This is a genomic window from Vibrio sp. VP6 (genome assembly GCF_028823755.1).
GTDB lineage: Bacteria > Pseudomonadota > Gammaproteobacteria > Enterobacterales > Vibrionaceae > Vibrio > Vibrio parahaemolyticus.
The window spans coordinates 236,717-255,321 of record NZ_JAPEID010000003.1 but is presented as its reverse complement, the minus strand read 5'-3'; the positions used below and the strand labels follow the sequence as shown (position 1 = coordinate 255,321).

Genomic DNA, 18,605 nt, shown 5'->3' with positions numbered 1-18,605 from the left:
GTTCACCGTCGTGTCCTTAGAAATGAGTGAGATGTGACAATCGATCAGTTTATTGCCTCGCCGTTTACTATTCCAGATTTCTATACCATCGAGAGTGCCATGAGTTTCTTGACAGGGAAATCAAACGTAGGCTCAACAAACTCATACTGGCCTGCGATCGTTTCTAGCTCCGAACTCCCATTGTCATAAGTCAACTCTAGTACGCCATACACCGCATTATTGGTATGACGTAACGCTGCAACCGGAGACATACACTTGAGTAAACAGGCCGTAAACACCACCGCTGTTAAGTCCCCAACACCAGCAGGTGGCGTTTCAAAATCTAGCATCGGCCTTTGACTTAGATAGATAGATTTCGGTGTCGCTAGCATCATCGTGAAGTGTTCTTCAAGCTCAATATTTGTCACAAGGATGAGCTTTGGCCCCATTTCGAGGGCCTTTTGGCAAGCCTGCGTCGCTGATTCAACGTTACTAATCTTGACTCCTGTAAACTGCTCCAGCACATACTTACTCGATACAATCACGTCAGCCATTGGCATCAGACTCTCAAACAATGGAGCGTGAGACTCTTTATCAGCGATAGGCTCAGCTAGCTCTGGGTGACAGACATAAAGTACTTGGCGACTTTCCTCCTTCAATCGCGTAACTAACTCACAAACTGAATCGCAGAACTTTAAGTCCGTTTGATAACCCGCAATGACAGCGCCACATTCGGATAGCTGGCAGAAGCTTTCTACTCCATCCGTCAACGCTAGTAATTCATCGACAAGGCTTCTACCGACAAACACCTCATGGTCTTGTATTTGTTGTGCATTTTGAACAGCGTGGATTGGCCATATGTCCAACCCCATTCGTTGAACAGGAAACCCGGTCACGCTGCTACTTAAATGCCTAACTACGCCGTAAGTTTTAATTGAAATGATACCTTTCATCGCTATGCCTACATTACTTTGCTTTACATCTATTCATTGAGTATTCGGCATAGCAATTACGCTCGAATCCCTCGCTATCAAGTGTTCTCACAAATTATCGAGGTTATCCATAAGCTGGTAGAAGAAACCAATTGAACGGCCGTATTCGTCTACACGGATGCGCTCATTCACACCATGGAAACCTTCAAACTCTGTTGTATTCTCCAACTGAATTGCCGTAATCGTGTAAACATCTTGTGCAAAATCACTGCGATCTTGATTGGAAATTGTTGGGAATTACACCGCTTTTGATAGGCGTTTTGCTGCCCCATCTAAGTCGACCTTAACTTCGATTTGCTCCACGCCTTTCATCTGCATTGAGCTAAAGTCTTGATCGCCTGCCGCCCAAGCTGAAACGCCCGCAGTAAAGGAAATTGCTGAAGCGACGCCAGCGAAAATTTTTGAATATTTTGTCATGTCCATTTTCCTTTTCAATAGGAAGTAAATTGGATTATTGCTCGTTGATATGGTCAGTATTATCGAAAAGCGTTACCTCAACCAATCGCTTATGTAGGACCTAACCCTACAAACGGTTTCATCGTATAAGGACGTAATAGACAACCATCAAAAGCTTCACTCACAGAGCTCATCACCTTTGGGAGCTGGTGACATAGGAATGCGCCGAAGTGTTACAAGTCAGCGCTTTTTCTGATCTGCATGCTTCATGTGAACATCAATTTGAGGGTAAGAGATTTCAACATGATTCTCTTTGAAGAGTTGATTAATTCTCTTATTCACCAAATGCAATGTTGGTAAACGATCATCAATGGAGTTGATGTGAAATCGAAGCTCGAACTCTAAACTTCTATCGTCAGGGCATTAATCGTTTCCGGCCAAATCGACGAACACTGCCCTTGAGTAAGCTTAGTCAAAGATTCAATGATTCATTGTCTTACATGAACAAAAAACGTGCATTCATGACATTGATGAGCTGGCAATAGCTCTACTGTTCAGGCTTTGAGTAGCAAGCGCATCACTCTTCGGTTTTCGGTGCAGAACAAGGCTCAGATTTTACTTACATCATTTGTAGGATGGCGTCCTACAAATGCGATTATCTGCTTTTCATCTCTTCCCTTATCTTTGCCTCATCCAAGACAAACGAGACAACTTCATGAACACAATGCCGCACGAGCTGGTATGGGGTGAAATCTATTTCCCGCCGCTGCTTTTAGTCATCGGATTGGCTTACGTTCTGACCACGATGGTGACTTCGCTAGCAACGAGATGCGGACTACATAAGTACGTTGCATTCCCTGCACTGGCAGAGCTAAGTCTGATTGTCATTTTTACCGGCGTTATTGGCCAATTTATTTCGATCTTTTGAGGAAAGCACACTGTGATTAAACGTTATCTCATTACCCTTATTTTGTTGTGTACCGCGGGTACTGTGCTTTACACCCACTACCAAACATACACAAACAATCCATGGACGCGAGACGGACAAGTGAGTGCCTATGTTATCTCCATTACGCCTCGAGTCACTGGGCAGGTTACGCAGGTGTATGTTGCTGATAACTCAAAAGTAAAAAAGGGAGATTTGCTGTTTGAGATTGATCCAAGCACATACGTTGCGTCTTACCACAAAGCACTGGCAAACCAGAAACAAGCGACTGCATTGCTAGCAAAGGCACAAAATGAAGAACAGCGAGCACGAAAATTAGAGAAACGTACGCACGGTGCAGTGCCTGCGTTAACACTTAGCAATTTACACAATGCCGTACAAACAGCGCAGGCAAATGTTGAACTTGCGAAGGCGAACATTGAAGAAGCGCAGCTTAACTTGGACTTCACCAAAGTTTACGCGCCGACCGATGGTTACATCACCAATCTAAACGTTCGAGTGGGCTCTCAAGTGGTCGCTAACTCCCCTGTTGTCGCCCTTATTGATGAAAATAGCTTCTGGATTGAAGGTTACTTTAAAGAAACAGACCTCGCGGGCATTGCCCCTAACGACCGCGCAACCGTGACATTACTCATGCATGATGACGTCGCGTTAGAAGGCAAAATCAAAAGCATTGGTTTTGGCATTGCGAAAAAAGATGGCACAACAGGAAATGACCTTCTGCCAACAGTGAACCCTAACTTTCAGTGGATTCGCTTAGCTCAACGTATCCCAGTCAAAGTGACATTGAATGAAATGCCAAAAGATCTGCAGCTTCGCGTAGGCATGACGGCATCGATAAAAATCATCAAACACTAATTAGGTGAAGGTCATGCTGAGTTCATCGACTAAAGAAGCAATAAAAGCAGCGCTCTCAATTGTTGTCGCTATTTGCCTTGCACTGTGGTTTCAGTGGGAAAAACCTTATTGGGCGGCCATTGCGGTTGCTGTTATGGCACTAAATGAAAGCTTTGCCCACTCAATTCATAAAGGACACAACCGCATTTGGGGAACGCTCATCGGAATCGCTTATGCACTTTTCTTAATTGGTACGTTTCCTCAAGATCCATTTTTGTTTTTGAGCTTTTTAACTCTTTTTCTTGGCTTGTGTATTTTCATGTCGAGTGACGAAAAATATGGCTACATATTTTCGATGGCCTTTACGGTTTGTGCGTTAGTTGCTTGTATGGGTCAATTTGACGACCAAACTATATTTCATTTCGCGATATTACGACTTCAAGAAACAGTTCTAGGTGTAATAACATTCTCTGTTGTTTATCGAGTCATTTGGCCAGTAAATACTGAGCAGAAATTTATTCAGCAGTTTGAAGAAAGTCGAACGTTGCTACTGGAAGCTCTTAAAAATAAGCACGACTTTAACCTTGAAGCGCTAGAAGCCAATTCAGGAAATATCAACAAGCTTTATCAACTGCTTAACCTACCGTTAAAAGGCAGCTATCGGCTCAGACAGCACCGACGTGCTTGGCTTGAGCGAGTCAACGAACTGACTCACATTCAAGAAAAACTACTAAACCGAGGGGATAAGTCAAATTCAAACAGTGCAGAGTGGAAAGCTCTTACCGAACAGTTAGAAAACTTTTATGTAGATAAGCCTCAAACTTCGCTCATTGGTGTCAAAGATAGCGATAAAATAGAAAGCGTTAACTCATCACTTCGCCAAGGAAAACGAACATTTTTCCAACATATCAAAGAGGATAAACGTAAAGTGTTTCACGGGGTGTCGATGTTCGTAACATCATTGCTCGTTTGGATTTATCTCCCAATACCCGGTGGTTCTATTTTTCCGATGATCGCAGCGGCTTTTTCTTGCATCTTGCCGACAATGCCACCGAGCGTACTTAAAGATGCTTTCTTTGGTGTTATAGGCACAGGAACCGTAATTCTACTGGAGTACGTGTTTTTGATGCCACTCATGACTGAGCTATGGCAGTTAGCGTTATTTTACTTCATCAACACGATAGTAATTTGGGAGGTATTTTCAACACCAAAAATGCTGATTCATCGAGTTCTAGGGATTAATCTATTGGTTGTACTGACCTCCGGCGCGTTAAACCTGACTCCAATATATAGAATTGAAACACCAATTTTAATGCTGACGAATATTTTAATTATTCTTCTGATCGGCAAATTGTTTTCTGACCTGTTTTGTAAACCTAAAAATGTGCGCAGAGTTTAGAAACTCGATATTAATAGCCATGCTATTCATGTAATGAATTATCAAAATAAATTTTGAAATAACACATACACATTTTTAGAAAATGGGTATTTAGAATATTAAAGAGAGACCATTGTGAAATTAAAAATAGGACTGGTATTTTTAACCACTTTATTTACCCAGTTAAGTTTTGCTCAAGATTCATTTTTCCCTATTTGGGGAGATGAAGCAGAAAAGCGTGGCTATTCACTGCCAAAACCTTATGGTCTTTCCCTTTCATACATGGATATGAGCAATCCAATCACGGTCAACAGCATTGATTTAACAGGACATCCGGTACTTGAGGCACTTGATATTGATGCTAACCACGCCGATTTTAAAGGTTCCAATATTACTCTAAGAGGAGACGTGTGGATTTTCCCATTTATGAATATCTACGGAATTATTGGCTATACCCAAGGCACGAGCACAGCAAAAATTAACGCTTTAAGTTGCGACACTTCCTCCATACAAGGTATCAGAAACAAAGTTCTGTGCTCGCTGCTCGATGCAGCGGGTGACGAGCTACCGGATAGCGCCGCATTTGAGTTAGAGATGGACGGAGGAACCTATGGAGCAGGCACCACATTAGCTGGCGGTGTGGGAAATTGGTTCGCACTACTCGATATGAACTACACCTACACCAGCATAGCCGCCATTGATGGCAATATTAAAACCTTCGTGGCTGCCCCTCGAGTCGGATATCGCTGGCAATACGATGGCGGACGCGAACTGCGCGTATTTGTTGGCGCCATGTATCAAAATGTTCAACAAGAATTGTCTGGTGACCTCAAAAGCTTAAACCTACCACCGCAACTACTTGGCTTAGTTGAAAACTTGAGCCCTGATGCGGGCTTCAATGTCAGTCAAAGTGCCGATGAGAACTGGAACAGTGTGCTTGGTTTCCAATATGCCTTTAACAAAGACTGGGAGATATTGATGGAGGCCGGATTTGGGGAACGTGAGACCTTATTCTTTTCATTAGGTCGTCGATTCTAGGGTTGAAAGCATGACAAGATTACTTCCTATTGTTTGTCTATTTCTATCTGAAGCAACTCTCGCCGAAGCGGCTAACCAAAAGTCAGAAATGCAAGAACTGACAAGCTATCAGCAATATCAAGCGTGGCTTGAGAACTTATTGCTGGAACTAGGCGCGGATGGTCAGTTCGATCCTAAAAAAGGCATCGACTGGAGTGTCATGCCCGGTCCCTTTTATACTCCAGAGAAAAAGTTTGGTATTGGCGTATCGGCGGTCGGCCTCTATAAGCCAGATATCAATGATATCGACTCCCAGCCAAGCTCTATTACCGTTAACGGTTTTGGGTCAATAAATGGTGCTTATGGGGTATCTATCAACAATGCCAACTACTTAAACAACGATAAATACCGCTTGTTTGTTGACGCTGAACTAACGGATTCTCCCGATGTATTTCATGGTATGGGCGTTGATGCTGGAATGCACAATGAACGAGTTAATTATGACCGACGCAGTTATTCCGCCTCAATCACTGGTATGACGCGTGTATTACCATTTACCTACTTAGGCATAGGGCTCTCCTTTTTCCACAATGAAGCATCCAACGCCAAACAAGAAAATACACACATCCCCTGGATAGGTGATGATTTGGCGGAGTTTCCTAGCACGCAGCGAAATATTGGCAGCATGCTCAACCTCACTTATGACTCTCGGGACTTCGCCCTAAATGCCTCAAAAGGCAGGCTGATTGAGCTTGAATACCAGCACTTCAGCACTGAATTAGGCTCAGATAATGATTTTGAACGTGTGAGGCTCAATTACAGTGATTATCGTTCCCTATCGTCAATTCCTGGTGTTTTGGCCTGGCAAATACGCTCCGAATCCAACTTCGGCGACGTAAGCTGGGATCAAATGGCAATGCTCGGAGGCGCTGATGCTCTTCGTGGCTATGAACAAGGCCAATATCGCGGCAGAAATATGCTGATTACCCAAGTAGAGTACCGGCAGCCGCTATCTGAGCGCCATGGCATGGTGTACTGGTTAGGAGCAGGCACACTGGCTGAAGAATTTGATCAACTGGGTCAAGACGAATGGCTCTACTCTGTCGGCGTTGGCTACCGATTTGAAATCAAGCAGCGAGTTAACCTGCGTTTAGATATCGGCTTTGGTAACGATCAAAGTGGATTTTACTTTGCAATTAATGAAGCGTTTTAACTGAAATGAACCGTATACTTTTTATATCTCTTTACACTGCCACCCTTTGTACCTTCTTGGCTGGATGCTCGTCCGACAATTGGGCAGTTCATGCGATGCCAAGTTCGAATCAAGCCGCTGATATGCTTGAAGGTGATTTGACGACCAATCAAAATTGGTATTTGGATGAGTCTCGCTACCCTCAATTGACCGTACCGCAGAACGTTCGCCCGTGTTGTGCCTTTGGGGATATGCAGAAAGTCAAAATTGGACCAGTTCCAGTGCCCTTTTTCCGACTGAACAACGTTGTCGAACTTGAGGAGATAGGCCCACACAAGTTTGCCAGCGGGATATATCACTACACACCATCATCCTCATCGGCATTGGGTCATGGCGGCAGCGAAAATAACGGAATCTTATACACGCAAAAAGGTGGCTTTATCGACCTCGCCCATGTGCGCGATACCGCCGATGACACCATGGGCTTATTTTTCGAGATACTCGCCAACTTAGGCCATGCCCATCGCATTGATTTACCTGCTGAATTAGGACCAAGATACGTCGAGATGGCCTCGTTCGACGCATCTTCTTTAACCGATGAACAAAGGTGGTCTGTGGCCGCTCATTTAGCTGCGCGCTTAGCCTACTTCAAGGCTGAATCCCACGAGATCGCACAGTGGCACGGCTACGCAAGTTTTTCAGGTTGGCCAGAAACCATTTCCGCCTACTCGCTTGAAGACCTCTACTCCAACATGTTGGGAGCTAAAATTGTACTTAACCTCATTCAACAACATAAGATACTGAGCGAAAGAGAATACAACCAAAATGTAACTTTACTTCTCAATGCAAGTCTGCAAGAGCTTGGCGTCGTTGATAAATCTCAATCAAAACTGGTATTAGCCGCCGTCGACGGTAAATGGTGGAACTCACACGAGTCAATCCCAAACAAATACATGGTTCTGCAACGTAACTACGACCTAGGAGATATACAAACGCCCCACCGACTAACACCGGAGCTATTAGGTAAAGAGAACTCGAACTTGCAGTATCTCGCGCAATCTCCCGCGATTGTGCTCACCTTACCAGCATCTGTAGAGTCGCTGGATCTAGATAACATTGCCAAGTTAGTACTTGAAGTAGCGCCGAGTTATGCAGATACCTTCAACCACATCCCAAAACGTATCTGGTCAGAGCGTATCGAACATACCCAGTTTCCTGTCATTGCCAAGTATGCAGAGTTACAAGATGGTCAAGAAATGAAAGCGCTAGATGTGGCGGAGAAGTAATTTAGAGAAAAAGAGAAAAGAAGGAATTTCACTTGAATATCAATAAGTTACAGACACAAAAAAGCCCACCAGAAAGGTGGGCTTCTTCTAAAATTTGGTGGGTCCGGGCGAACTCGAATCGCCGACCCCTACCATGTCAAGGTAGTACTCTAACCAACTGAGCTACGGACCCAAATTTTTCATTCCTGACCATTCAATTCAGAATGGTGCGTCCGAGTGGACTCGAACCACCGACCCCCGCCATGTCAAGGCGATACTCTAACCAGCTGAGCTACGGACGCATATCTCTGGAACGAGAAGGATATTAGCTATATCCGATCAGGGGTGCAAGCATAAATTCATCAACTTTGAATCGTTTGGTGAAAATGTAAACTCAACACCCGTTTTCAGATGATTTTATCGGCAAGCCCTTCGTCTATTGGGGATAAAAGTGTGATCTATATAACTTTTACGATTTTGTTCAATTGTCGTAAGGCACTTCACTTAACATCCAAATTTGTAATGTCTGGGAAATATCAGGGCAAAAACCAAACAGAATTTGATATTTAGGCTCAAATGGCTCACCAATGTAAGTAGTGCGGATCAGTTTACCCGTTTTAACATCGACTTGAGTACTTACTCTGCCTTTAAAGTTTTGGAAAATCACAAACTGCTCGCTGTGATAAACCATCTGTTCACGATAAAACAAAAAGTGGTCTTGTGGCGTCTCCGTCAGTTTGCACTCCAGCGGCTTTAAGCTCTGCATTCCTTGCACGTGTGGAGCTAGCAGCAACAGTGCAAATATCCATCCATATCGCATACGACTTCCCTATTCCGCTTTCTTTCTCAAAGTATAGGTCTTGGCGTATCGGGCGATACAAAAAAGGCTTTGATCTACACAAATCAAAGCCTTTAGGTTTATCGTTTGAGTGGTTGTATTAGTCGTCAGACTCAAACACCACATTGTAGTTTTCAGTATAAGTACAATTAGGTTGACGACTGCAGGTGAAAAATCGTCGTCCTTTAAATTCACCTTGGCTGGCGGTTTTGATGATCATCGGACTGCCGCATTTCTTACAAAAACGCACTTCTTTCTCAGGCTCGATCAAATCAATATGCGCCGCCAACAAACGACGTAAACGCCCCACTTGATAACTGTGTTTTACTGAAGTCCCGATCAGAGGCAAGTTGGCAGATTTACATACGTGCATCAGCAACTTCTGACGCTCCACCTTACCTTTATTCAATTGCTGCCCGTTATCAAACTCGATAATTACGCGCGGCTCTAACGTTCTTGGGTCACAAATTACGTAGTCGAAATAACTGCGCGCGATGCGATTATTGGCCACGAAAAACTGCTTTTTATTCTTGATGTCTTTCGGAGCAACCAAAGTAGACATGTTCACCTTGGCAAACACGACAGCATGCTCTCCAACTGCGGCTCTTAGCGCATTGAAAAAAGCACCTTCTTGCCCTCTTAGTAACGGGCCTTTCGCACGATATGGATAGTCACGCGTGTCGTCGTGCTTAATCACGTACTTTTGAATAATAAAGAAGAATACAACCAGAAGAACAACAATGATAAAGATGTTGGTCATAGATAAAGTGCGCCCAAAACAACTAGTTGCTCAAAGCGTAAATGGAAATGCTATACAGAGCAACAAAACCTATCAATTTTTAGGTGCGATGACATAAGCGATGAAGAAAAGTTCGCGGAGGATAAGCAAAAACAAGCCAATCTTTCTAGGGATTGGCTCTTGTACGTTGTGCCTGATTAACAATCATTAAGCGTTAGCGTCTGGTTGATTGTCTGGCATGGCATCAATGAAAGTTGGCAGTTGGTTGCAAGCATCTACAATTGCGTTGATAACCGGATAAGGCGACATATCAACTCCAAAACGTTGCGCGTTGTAGACTTGAGGCACAAGGCAAATATCAACGATGCATGGTGAGTCAGTCACACTGTATTTACAGTTTCCATGCTCTTCTCGATATTTGGCCAGTTTCTCTTCTAACGCAGCAAAGCCTTGTTTGATCCAGTGATGAATCCACTCCTCTTTCTGCGCTTGTTCACAACCTAATGTTCCTTCCAGGTACTGCAAGACACGCAGATTGTTTAAAGGATGAATTTCCATGGCAATATCCTGCGCCATCGCCAACGCTTGATAACGTAATGGCGTTTGTTCAGGAATGACCGACACATCTGGGTAGTTTTCTTCAAGATATTGAATGATCGCGAGTGACTGGTTTAAGCGTAAGTCGCCATCCACCAGCACAGGTACCAGCTCTGAGGCGTTAAGATCGTGGTATTGCTCATTGTGCTGTTCACCGCCATTGCGAACTAAGTGAACAGACACTGAATCATACGCCAGTTGCTTTAAATTCAAGCATATACGCACTCGATATGCCGCCGAAGATCGCCAATATCCATAAAGAATGATGTCATCGCCCATGGCTTGTCCCTATTTTGCTGTTTAATGTTTCAAGTATTGACTAACTTGCTGATCAATAGCACCAAAAATAGTATTACCTTCAACATCAAACATCTCAAGTTTGATCGAATCACCAAACGACATAAAGTTTGTCGCTGGCTTGCCATCACGAATGGTTTCGATCATACGGACTTCCGCGATACATGAATAACCAACGCCACCTTCCTCAATCGAAGTGCCATGGTCAGTGCCTTGCTTGTTGGACACCGTACCAGAACCGATGATTGCGCCAGCCGATAGTGGGCGCGTTTTTGTGGCATGAACGATTAAGTCTGCAAAGTCAAAAGTCATATCAACGCCAGCATTAGGGCGACCAAACGGCTTGTGGTTGTAAGTGGAAACCAATGGTAAATGAACTTTGTTTTCATACCATGCATCGCCCAATTCATCAGGGGTAACCGCTACAGGAGAAAACGCCGAAGACGGTTTAGATTGGAAGAAACCAAACCCTTTTGCGAGCTCCGCAGGAATCAAACCACGTAGCGAGACATCGTTCACTAACATAATGAGACGAATAGATTCTTGCGCCTCAGCAATACTTGCGCCCATCGGAACATCGCCAGTTACAACGGCAACTTCGCCTTCAAAATCGATACCCCATTCGTCGCTGGCAAACTCAATATTGTCGCAAGGGCCAATAAACGCATCTGAACCACCTTGATACATCAGAGGATCAGTCCAAAAACTCTCTGGCATTTCTGCGCCGCGCGCTTTACGAACCAACTCGACATGGTTGACATAAGCACTGCCATCCGCCCACTGATAAGCGCGAGGTAACGGAGACTCACAGTAATGCGCCTCAAACTCTTCAAACCCTGCGACCGTGCCGTTGTTCAGCGCGGTGTAAATTTCTTCCAACTGTGGTGCAACAGCTTCCCAATTATCAAGTGCAACTTGCATGGTCGGTGCTAGGTTTCTCGGGTGGAACACTTCTGTTGCGGGCACGCAGCGCGTTAAGTCTTTGCTCACGACCATCAACAGACCGTCACGAGTGCCATTTTTCTTGGTTGCTAATTTCATCCTTGCCCCTTACTTCTCTTGCCAGCTATAGACGTATTCTTTGTTTTCTACTTTATCCAGTTCATCCGAGAACTGGAGTGCATGACGGGTATCGATCATGACTGCGACCTCATCCGTAAACTTCTTCTTATATTCTCGACCCGCTTTAAACGCTTTTGGATGCGGACCATGAGTAAAGCCTGCCGGATGAAACGTCACCATACCCGCTTCAATGTTATCGCGACTAAAGAAGTCACCTGCGTGGTAGAACAACACTTCGTCATAGTCATCATTGTTGTGGTAGAACGGTACTTTAAGTGCACCAGGGTCGCTCTCAATTGGACGAGGAACAAACGTACACACTACAAATCCCGCTCCTACAAATGTAGTATGCGCCGACGGTGGTAAGTGGTAGCGATGTGACATAAGGGGACGTATATCACGCCAATTCACTTTCACTGCTGCTAAGTCGCCATGCCAACCAATGGCGTCTAAAGGATTGAACGGATAGGTAATCACGCTAACTTTATCGTGGCGTTTTACCTGAACCTCAGTGCGGTTTTCAGAATATTGCGCACGAAACTCATCATTGATAGATGGAACTTCCAACACCGCAGGGTCAAATACCGCGTGATTCCCTACCATGCCCTTTTCCGGTAAGGAATACGCTGCATCGGTGTTTTCAATCATAAGAATGAACATGGGTTCACTCGGCTCTAAACGCCAACTCGTTGAGCGCGGGATCATGACGTAATCCCCTTCGCTCACTTTCAGATGACCATAGTCACAGTAAAGATCTGCCGTACCTTGGTGGATGAACAGCAGCTCGTCGCCATCGGCATTTCTTACCAAGAAATCCATCTTTTCATCCATGCGCCATACACGTATTTTACAGTTAGCGTTGTGCAGTAAGTGCGGTACTGACCAAGGAGAGAGCTGACTGGCTTTATCCACTAAGGTGAAGTCAAAAGCGCGTGGGCGTAAGTCACCTTCCCACTCACACCAACCGGTTGGCGCATGTTGATGATGAAAATGTGCCGCAGGGCCGAAGAATCCACTTCGGCCAGCTTCACGTTCATAAATTGCCTCATCCGGGAAATCCGCATGTGCTTGTTTAGAGCACACTCCCTCCCGATGCGGAAATGTGATCCATTTATGCATCGCTTAGTACTCCTCGGCGAATTTGATCTTCTTCAATCGATTCAAAGAGCGCTTTGAAGTTACCTTCACCAAAGCCTTCATTGCCTTTGCGCTGAATGATTTCAAAGAACACAGGACCAATAACAGTCTGAGTAAAGATTTGCAGCAAGATTCCGTCTTTCATTGGCGCGCCATCAATCAAGATCTGCAAATCACGAAGTTTACTGACATCTTCAGTATGGCCTTCAACGCGCTCATCGACTTTCTCGTAGTAGGTGTCTGGCGTTGGCATAAAGTCCATACCGCGGTCACGCAACGTTTGCACCGTTTGATAGATGTCATCCGTTGTCAGTGCGATATGCTGAATGCCTTCGCCGTTGTATTCGCGGATAAACTCTTCAATCTGCGATTTGTCATCCGAGGATTCATTGATTGGAATGCGGATTTTGCCACACGGAGCTGTCATTGCGCGGCTAACAAGGCCTGTCAGTTTACCTTCGATATCGAAGTATCGAATTTCTCGGAAGTTCCCGATGCGCTCATAAAAACCAGACCAAACATCCATATTACCTTGCTTAACATTGTGCGTGAGATGGTCTATCTCGTACAAGCCAACGTCTGATTTTGCTAAGCGATCGTCTGCATCATCATAAAAACGGAAATCGACGTCGTAGATGCTCTGCTTGCCATAGCGATCAACGAAATAAAGCAAGCTTTCACCAATGCCGTAAATGGCAGGGATACTCAGTTCCATCGGACCAATTTCAGTTTTGTACTCTGTGCCGCCGTTTTGAATAGCATGTTCAAGCGCAACCGTCGCGTCTTTCACACGAAACGCCATACCACATACAGATGGGCCGTGAACTTTAGCAAACTCCTCTGCCTGGCTATGAGGCTGGGCGTTCACGATAAAGCTGATGTCACCTTGTCGATACAACCATGCTTCTTTCGAACGATGTTTGGCTATTTCAGCAAAGCCTAGCGATGTAAATAACGCTTTTAGTTGTTCAATGCCTTTGCTGTCAGCAGCTGTGTATTCAACAAACTCAAATCCGTCTGTACCTAATGGGTTGTATGTGTCCACCATGACTTTCTCCTTGCGTCACTAATTTGTTTACAGCCTCACTGAGCTGTTTGAACTGATTTTTCTAACTTGGCGCAGGTAGAGAGAAATTGGAATACATCGGCCGAAATCTCTATTTCGATGGGTCTTACGGAGAAATGTAAAATTAATGTTACACCACAAAGCCATCAATGTGCCCGGTTAAAAAGAAACCAAAATTAAATTGAATTTCAATCAATTAGGTTGATATTTTTCGATTTACGCCACACCACCAAATGTAAACAACTTGTTACCATGGTGATTTTTATTGGCACCTAGCGACTTTAGATAAGTCTTTGGTTTCATTTAAAGAGAGGTTGGAAAGAGTGAAACAAGCGGGAGCTTCAAGACAACAAAGCGCACGTAAAAAGCGGCCAAGCTCTTATTGAACTTGGCCTATCCAGTTGGCAGTGCGAGGATATGAGTAAACAGAGACGTCATTAATCCACAAATGTGATTTTGCTTCAAATACACCCTACTCATTTACAGTGCACCTTGCAGCAATTATTGACTGCTTTCATCAGTTACATATTTGCTTCGAGCCATAGTGCATTACTGCCTCCGCTCTCCATTGCCAAATTGTCACGTGCTAAACCACTTTCGTGATTGCGTCGTCACTTCTGGCATTATCCTCGGTCAGAATCGTGTCAGGCAGTGATTTTCTTTGATTCAACGCAGCTTCACCTACATAAAGCTGTGCAATAAGAGAGATTCTGTTCCCTTTCGAGTCCGTGCCATTGATTTCGAATTCACATCGTTTCTCGGTATCGCCCTCGACCCCAAAAGAAAGAGACACCCAAATGACACAAATTAATCAAGAACGTCTAGTTGAACATTTCTGCCAACTGGTTCGTATCGACAGCGAATCTATGAATGAAAAACAAATTGCAGAAACGCTGGCTGAGCAACTGGGCGAACTAGGCTTTACGGTTCACAAGCTTCCTGTACCAGAACACATTTCTAATGGCTTCAACGTGTACGCACGTTTAGAAGGGAAAAAAGAAGGCTCAATCCTAATGAGCTGTCACATGGATACGGTAACGCCGGGCATTGGTATCGAGCCGATCATCGAAGACGGTATCATCCGCTCGAAAGGCAACACCATTCTTGGCGGTGACGACAAATCTGGCATCGCTGCCATCATGGAAGCAGTGCGCTGCATCCAAGCTGAAAACCTAGAACACAAAACGCTCGAATTGGCGTTCACTGTACATGAAGAAGGTGGCCTGTTCGGTTCTGAATACTTCGATATGTCTCACGTAACCTCAACAGAAGCGATCGTACTGGACACAGGTGGCCCAATTGGAACTATCGTAACGGCTGCTCCGGGCCAACAAAAGATCATCGCAACCATCAAAGGCCGCCCTGCACATGCAGGTCTTGCACCGGAAGAAGGCATCAGTGCGATCATGGTTGCGGCAGACGCAATCAACCAAATGAAACTGCTTCGCATCGACGAAGAAACCACAGCGAACATCGGCATGGTCAACGGTGGTCAGGCAACCAACATTGTGATGCCAGAGCTTAAAATCGTTGCTGAAGCTCGCTCTCTAAATGGAGAGAAACTAGAAGCCCAAGTCAACCACATGATTTCAACATTTGAGTCGGTATGCGAAAAACATGGCGCAGAAGTCGAAATCGAATCTAGCCGCGCGTACGACGCCTTTGTTATCGAAGAAGACAACACGCACGTAACCGCAATCAAAGCGACGTTTGCAGATATGGGTATCGAAGCGTTCACGAAAGGCACTGGCGGCGGCAGCGATGCGAACAACTTCAACAAGAAAGGTCTGACAACCGTGAATCTATCTACGGGTATGGCTAAAGTACACACCACGGAAGAGTTCATCGCCGTTGACGATATGGTAAAAATATCTGAGTTCGTTAAGCATTTTTTGGTGAAGTAGCCTCGCTCAAATTTAGATTAGCTTCCGACTTTCATCCCCTTCTCGCCCTGCGCGAAGGGGATTTTTATTTTTGCCCTCCATAAATATTCTTCCCTTAATGCCAACTTGGCAATCAACCGCGATAAAAATTCTACCAGCTCACTTTTTGAGACCGAACAGCCCGACTTTTAGCACCTTGTTACAACCATGTTAAAACCCGATTGTGCAGACAATTTATACAATATACATTTTGAGCACCTTTCAGGATAAATAGAGTGAGACAAGGATGAAATTACCTAAACTACTTTTGCTAGCATCGATAATGAGTCCGATACTGGCTACACCGAGCTACGCAGTGCCGTATCCGGCTGGCGTGACGCTTGCAGAGACGCAAGAAATTACGCTTAACAACGGTGCGGAAGTCACCTCTATCGATCCTGCAAAACAAGCCGCGGAACCTGCGTTCAACCTTGGTCGAGACTTGTTTGAAGGCTTAACCATTCAGGACAAACAAGGCAAAACGATTCCTGGGATTGCAGAATCTTGGACGGTGAATGACAACAATACCGTTTACACCTTCCACTTGCGCGATGCGAAATGGTCAAACGGCGACGCAGTGACCGCTCAAGATTTTGTCTACAGTTGGCAACGATTGCTCGACCCTAACACGGCATCACCTTACGCTTGGTTTGCCGCCATACCGAATATCCTAAACTCGCAAGCCATTATGAAAGGCGAAGCAAAACCTGATTCATTGGGCGTGAAAGCATTGGATGAAAAAACCTTCCAAGTCACTTTGGAGCAGCCAATTCCTTTCTTCATAAAACTCCTGAGCCACCCCGTTCTTGCTCCGGTTCATCAAACAACGGTAGAAAGACACGGCAGTAACTGGACACAACCAGAAAACATCGTAACCAACGGCGCGTTTACCGTTTCGGAGTGGAAGGTAAACGAGAAGATGGTAATGAAGAAAAACCCGCACTATTGGGATGCAAACAACGTCGTCTTAGATAAAATAACTTGGCTGCCGATCGGTGATGCGAATGTCGTGCTAAATCGCTACCTAGCAGGCGAAATCGATCAGGTCATATCGATTCCTGCCGCACAAAAAAGGAAACTAATAAGCAAACTGCCTCAAGATGTGGCAGATACAAGTGCTTCGCTAGGTTCGACTTTTTACTACCTAAATACGCAAGAAGGACCGACCAAAGATCGTCGAGTTCGCCAAGCCCTCTCCTACGCAATTGATCGCAATCTACTGACTGATTCGATTCTAAGAAATGGTGGCATTCCGATGTTCACGCTAGTACCACCGCAAACCGATGGGTTTCAATCGCACACACCGGAATATTCAAAGTGGGACCAAATCCAACGAATTGACGAAGCAAAGCGTTTGTTAGCAGAGGCAGGCTACAACCAAAGTAACCCACTTAAGTTGACGTTTACCGTCCCGACGTTCTCGATGGATGTAAAAATGGCGACAGCCATGGCGGGCATGTGGAAGAGCCGTTTAGGCGCACAAGTCACTATCAAGCAGTTGGAACCTAAAGTCTTCTATGCCTTGAAAGAACCCACAGAAATTACGCGCGGCGGTTGGACGGCCGACTACAACGAGGCATCGACTTGGTTAGATATCTTCGTCTCAAATGGCGAATACAACGATTCACGTTACCACAACCCGAAATACGATGAGTTGATGTCGCAATCTAAGACCATGAGCGACCCATCTGAGCTGTATCTGCAAGCAGAAAGCATGTTGATTGATGATATGGCGATAATTCCAGTTTACCGTCCCGGCAACGATCAATACCTGATCAAGCCTTATGTCGGTGGCTACGAGCGCACTAACCCCGAGTCCTCGTACTACCGCAAGAATGTCTATGTGAAAGTCCACTAAAGGCATGTTTCGGCCTGTGTCGATAAGGTAACTAGCACTGACATTGCCAATACATGGCATACCTTCTCGAACCTCTCTTTCCTCGGTAATGAGCACAGGCCAATTTTTTTCACCTTTTATTCGACGCGGCAGGATGTGGCGTCGTTTTACCAAAGGATGATGGATCATGATTTGGTACATTCTGAGACGGCTAGCCATCGCCGTTCCAACCTTACTGTTTATTGCACTGGTTTCTTTCTGGTTGATGCACATCGCGCCGGGTGGCCCGTTTGATATGGAACGCCCAATGCCAGAAATCGTGCGCGCCAACATCGAAGCAAAATTCCACCTTGATGAACCGTTTCTGGTTCAGTTTTGGATTTACATTACAAACTTTGTGCAGGGTGATTTAGGCCCAAGCTTTGTTTACCAAGACTTCTCTGTCACTCAACTGGTCGCCCAATCTTGGCCCGTATCGGCAATGCTTGGGGTGCTTTCTTTTAGCATCTCAGTCCCACTTGGGATGCTGCTCGGCACTATTGCCGCATTAAAGCGCAATAGCCGTTTGGACTACGGATTAATGACACTCTCGATGACGGGCGTGGTTGTTCCTGCTTTTGTTTTGGCTCCCGTGCTTGTCACCATTTTTGCGATTCAGCTTGGTTGGCTCCCCGCTGGTGGCTGGGAAGGTGGGCAATTAGCTTTTCTTGTTTTGCCGGTATTAAGTCTGGCCATTGGATCAGTCGCTAGCATCGCGCGTGTCATGCGCGGCGCGATGATTGAAACCCTCAATCAGCCTTACATTCGCACCGCAGAAGCGAAGGGATTATCGACCGCCTACATCTTGTTCCACCATGCCCTGCGTCCGTCATTGATCCCCGTCGTCGCCATGCTCGGGCCAGCGTTTGTCTCTGTCGTGACGGGCTCTGTCATCATCGACATCTTTTTCGGCACTGGTGGTATGGGCCAGCACTTTGTCTCTGGTGCACTGAATCGCGACTACGGCTTAGTCATGGGTATCACCTTAATTGTCGCCTCACTCACCATCTTCTTTAATCTTGTGGTCGATTTGTTGTACACGGTGATCGACCCACGTATCCGAGTTTAG

Annotated in this window: 16 protein-coding genes, 2 tRNA genes and 2 pseudogenes; 9 read left to right on the top strand and 11 right to left on the bottom strand. The window is 45.3% G+C overall.

Translation table 11 applies throughout. The annotated features are described in order from the left end of the window. Nucleotides 1-80: 80 nt before the first annotated feature. The 3 genes and pseudogenes from pdxY to OU793_RS24925 form a co-directional block, all read right to left on the bottom strand. Nucleotides 81-932, bottom strand: coding sequence for a pyridoxal kinase (pdxY, locus tag OU793_RS03605; protein WP_140071046.1), 852 nt, complete (start codon nucleotides 930-932; stop codon nucleotides 81-83). Nucleotides 933-1,211: 279 nt separating this feature from the next. Beyond that, nucleotides 1,212-1,388, bottom strand: a pseudogene (locus OU793_RS03600) (peptidase M20); the annotation flags it as partial. A gap of 219 nt (nucleotides 1,389-1,607) precedes the next feature. Next, nucleotides 1,608-1,772: pseudogene (locus OU793_RS24925) on the bottom strand (hypothetical protein); the annotation flags it as partial. Between the two features lie 310 nt (nucleotides 1,773-2,082). On the opposite strand from OU793_RS24925, the gene OU793_RS03595 reads away from it, so the two are divergent. The 6 genes from OU793_RS03595 to OU793_RS03570 all read left to right on the top strand — a co-directional run bounded on the left by OU793_RS03595 (nucleotide 2,083) and on the right by OU793_RS03570 (nucleotide 8,023). Continuing rightward, the gene (locus tag OU793_RS03595; RefSeq protein ID WP_005454886.1) at nucleotides 2,083-2,295 is read left to right on the top strand and encodes a DUF1656 domain-containing protein; all 213 of its coding nucleotides are present in this window, start codon (nucleotides 2,083-2,085) and stop codon (nucleotides 2,293-2,295) included. A gap of 12 nt (nucleotides 2,296-2,307) precedes the next feature. Beyond that, nucleotides 2,308-3,171, top strand: a complete 864-nt coding sequence (locus OU793_RS03590; RefSeq protein WP_021448647.1) for an HlyD family secretion protein — start codon at nucleotides 2,308-2,310, stop codon at nucleotides 3,169-3,171. A 13-nt stretch (nucleotides 3,172-3,184) separates the two neighbouring features. Further along, complete coding sequence (locus OU793_RS03585) at nucleotides 3,185-4,549, top strand: FUSC family protein (RefSeq protein ID WP_180944814.1); 1,365 nt, start codon at nucleotides 3,185-3,187, stop codon at nucleotides 4,547-4,549. Between the two features lie 114 nt (nucleotides 4,550-4,663). Beyond that, complete coding sequence (locus OU793_RS03580) at nucleotides 4,664-5,566, top strand: hypothetical protein (protein ID WP_031821560.1); 903 nt, start codon at nucleotides 4,664-4,666, stop codon at nucleotides 5,564-5,566. Between the two features lie 10 nt (nucleotides 5,567-5,576). Further along, nucleotides 5,577-6,758: a BamA/TamA family outer membrane protein gene (locus OU793_RS03575; protein ID WP_159404129.1), complete on the top strand. Its 1,182-nt coding sequence runs from the start codon at nucleotides 5,577-5,579 to the stop codon at nucleotides 6,756-6,758. A 95-nt stretch (nucleotides 6,759-6,853) separates the two neighbouring features. Then, nucleotides 6,854-8,023 carry a DUF4056 domain-containing protein gene (locus OU793_RS03570; RefSeq protein ID WP_236578020.1) on the top strand — a complete coding sequence of 390 codons (1,170 nt, stop codon included), beginning with the start codon at nucleotides 6,854-6,856 and terminating at the stop codon, nucleotides 8,021-8,023. 95 nt (nucleotides 8,024-8,118) lie between these two features. Here OU793_RS03570 and OU793_RS03565 read toward each other — a convergent pair. From OU793_RS03565 to hppD, 8 genes are all read right to left on the bottom strand, one after another. Further along, nucleotides 8,119-8,195: transfer RNA gene (locus OU793_RS03565), tRNA-Val, on the bottom strand. A gap of 32 nt (nucleotides 8,196-8,227) precedes the next feature. Next, a tRNA-Val gene (locus OU793_RS03560) sits at nucleotides 8,228-8,304 on the bottom strand. A gap of 179 nt (nucleotides 8,305-8,483) precedes the next feature. Further along, on the bottom strand, nucleotides 8,484-8,822 hold the full coding sequence (locus tag OU793_RS03555) for a hypothetical protein (protein WP_005495432.1): 339 nt from the start codon (nucleotides 8,820-8,822) through the stop codon (nucleotides 8,484-8,486). Between the two features lie 118 nt (nucleotides 8,823-8,940). After that, on the bottom strand, nucleotides 8,941-9,600 hold the full coding sequence (locus OU793_RS03550; protein ID WP_015296638.1) for a DUF2726 domain-containing protein: 660 nt from the start codon (nucleotides 9,598-9,600) through the stop codon (nucleotides 8,941-8,943). 186 nt (nucleotides 9,601-9,786) lie between these two features. Beyond that, nucleotides 9,787-10,455 carry a maleylacetoacetate isomerase gene (gene maiA / locus OU793_RS03545; protein WP_017448594.1) on the bottom strand — a complete coding sequence of 223 codons (669 nt, stop codon included), beginning with the start codon at nucleotides 10,453-10,455 and terminating at the stop codon, nucleotides 9,787-9,789. Nucleotides 10,456-10,476: 21 nt separating this feature from the next. Continuing rightward, entirely contained in the window at nucleotides 10,477-11,514 is a 1,038-nt protein-coding gene (locus tag OU793_RS03540; protein WP_020903864.1) for a fumarylacetoacetate hydrolase family protein, read from the bottom strand. Nucleotides 11,515-11,523: 9 nt separating this feature from the next. Next, nucleotides 11,524-12,654, bottom strand: a complete 1,131-nt coding sequence (locus OU793_RS03535; protein WP_031818853.1) for a homogentisate 1,2-dioxygenase — start codon at nucleotides 12,652-12,654, stop codon at nucleotides 11,524-11,526. Beyond that, the gene (gene hppD / locus OU793_RS03530) at nucleotides 12,647-13,720 is read right to left on the bottom strand and encodes a 4-hydroxyphenylpyruvate dioxygenase (protein WP_017448597.1); all 1,074 of its coding nucleotides are present in this window, start codon (nucleotides 13,718-13,720) and stop codon (nucleotides 12,647-12,649) included. The genes OU793_RS03535 and hppD overlap by 8 nt, the downstream gene beginning before the upstream one ends. A gap of 815 nt (nucleotides 13,721-14,535) precedes the next feature. On the opposite strand from hppD, the gene OU793_RS03525 reads away from it, so the two are divergent. The 3 genes from OU793_RS03525 (at nucleotide 14,536) to oppB (ending at nucleotide 18,605) form a co-directional block, all read left to right on the top strand. After that, nucleotides 14,536-15,642: a M20/M25/M40 family metallo-hydrolase gene (locus OU793_RS03525; protein ID WP_159404131.1), complete on the top strand. Its 1,107-nt coding sequence runs from the start codon at nucleotides 14,536-14,538 to the stop codon at nucleotides 15,640-15,642. A gap of 265 nt (nucleotides 15,643-15,907) precedes the next feature. Next, nucleotides 15,908-17,518, top strand: coding sequence for a peptide ABC transporter substrate-binding protein (locus tag OU793_RS03520; RefSeq protein WP_159404132.1), 1,611 nt, complete (start codon nucleotides 15,908-15,910; stop codon nucleotides 17,516-17,518). Between the two features lie 166 nt (nucleotides 17,519-17,684). Next, nucleotides 17,685-18,605: an oligopeptide ABC transporter permease OppB gene (oppB, locus tag OU793_RS03515; RefSeq protein ID WP_025505301.1), complete on the top strand. Its 921-nt coding sequence runs from the start codon at nucleotides 17,685-17,687 to the stop codon at nucleotides 18,603-18,605.

Excerpts from the sequence above, each read along its gene's own strand:
- pdxY (WP_140071046.1), bottom strand. The coding sequence starts at position 932 with ATGAAAGGTATCATTTCAATTAAAACTTACGGCGTAGTTAGGCATTTA.
- OU793_RS03595 (WP_005454886.1), top strand. The coding sequence starts at position 2,083 with ATGAACACAATGCCGCACGAGCTGGTATGGGGTGAAATCTATTTCCCG.
- OU793_RS03585 (WP_180944814.1), top strand. The coding sequence starts at position 3,185 with ATGCTGAGTTCATCGACTAAAGAAGCAATAAAAGCAGCGCTCTCAATT.
- OU793_RS03575 (WP_159404129.1), top strand. The coding sequence starts at position 5,577 with ATGACAAGATTACTTCCTATTGTTTGTCTATTTCTATCTGAAGCAACT.
- OU793_RS03570 (WP_236578020.1), top strand. The coding sequence starts at position 6,854 with ATGCCAAGTTCGAATCAAGCCGCTGATATGCTTGAAGGTGATTTGACG.
- OU793_RS03555 (WP_005495432.1), bottom strand. The coding sequence starts at position 8,822 with ATGCGATATGGATGGATATTTGCACTGTTGCTGCTAGCTCCACACGTG.
- OU793_RS03550 (WP_015296638.1), bottom strand. The coding sequence starts at position 9,600 with ATGACCAACATCTTTATCATTGTTGTTCTTCTGGTTGTATTCTTCTTT.
- maiA (WP_017448594.1), bottom strand. The coding sequence starts at position 10,455 with ATGGGCGATGACATCATTCTTTATGGATATTGGCGATCTTCGGCGGCA.
- OU793_RS03540 (WP_020903864.1), bottom strand. The coding sequence starts at position 11,514 with ATGAAATTAGCAACCAAGAAAAATGGCACTCGTGACGGTCTGTTGATG.
- OU793_RS03535 (WP_031818853.1), bottom strand. The coding sequence starts at position 12,654 with ATGCATAAATGGATCACATTTCCGCATCGGGAGGGAGTGTGCTCTAAA.
- hppD (WP_017448597.1), bottom strand. The coding sequence starts at position 13,720 with ATGGTGGACACATACAACCCATTAGGTACAGACGGATTTGAGTTTGTT.
- OU793_RS03525 (WP_159404131.1), top strand. The coding sequence starts at position 14,536 with ATGACACAAATTAATCAAGAACGTCTAGTTGAACATTTCTGCCAACTG.
- OU793_RS03520 (WP_159404132.1), top strand. The coding sequence starts at position 15,908 with ATGAAATTACCTAAACTACTTTTGCTAGCATCGATAATGAGTCCGATA.
- oppB (WP_025505301.1), top strand. The coding sequence starts at position 17,685 with ATGATTTGGTACATTCTGAGACGGCTAGCCATCGCCGTTCCAACCTTA.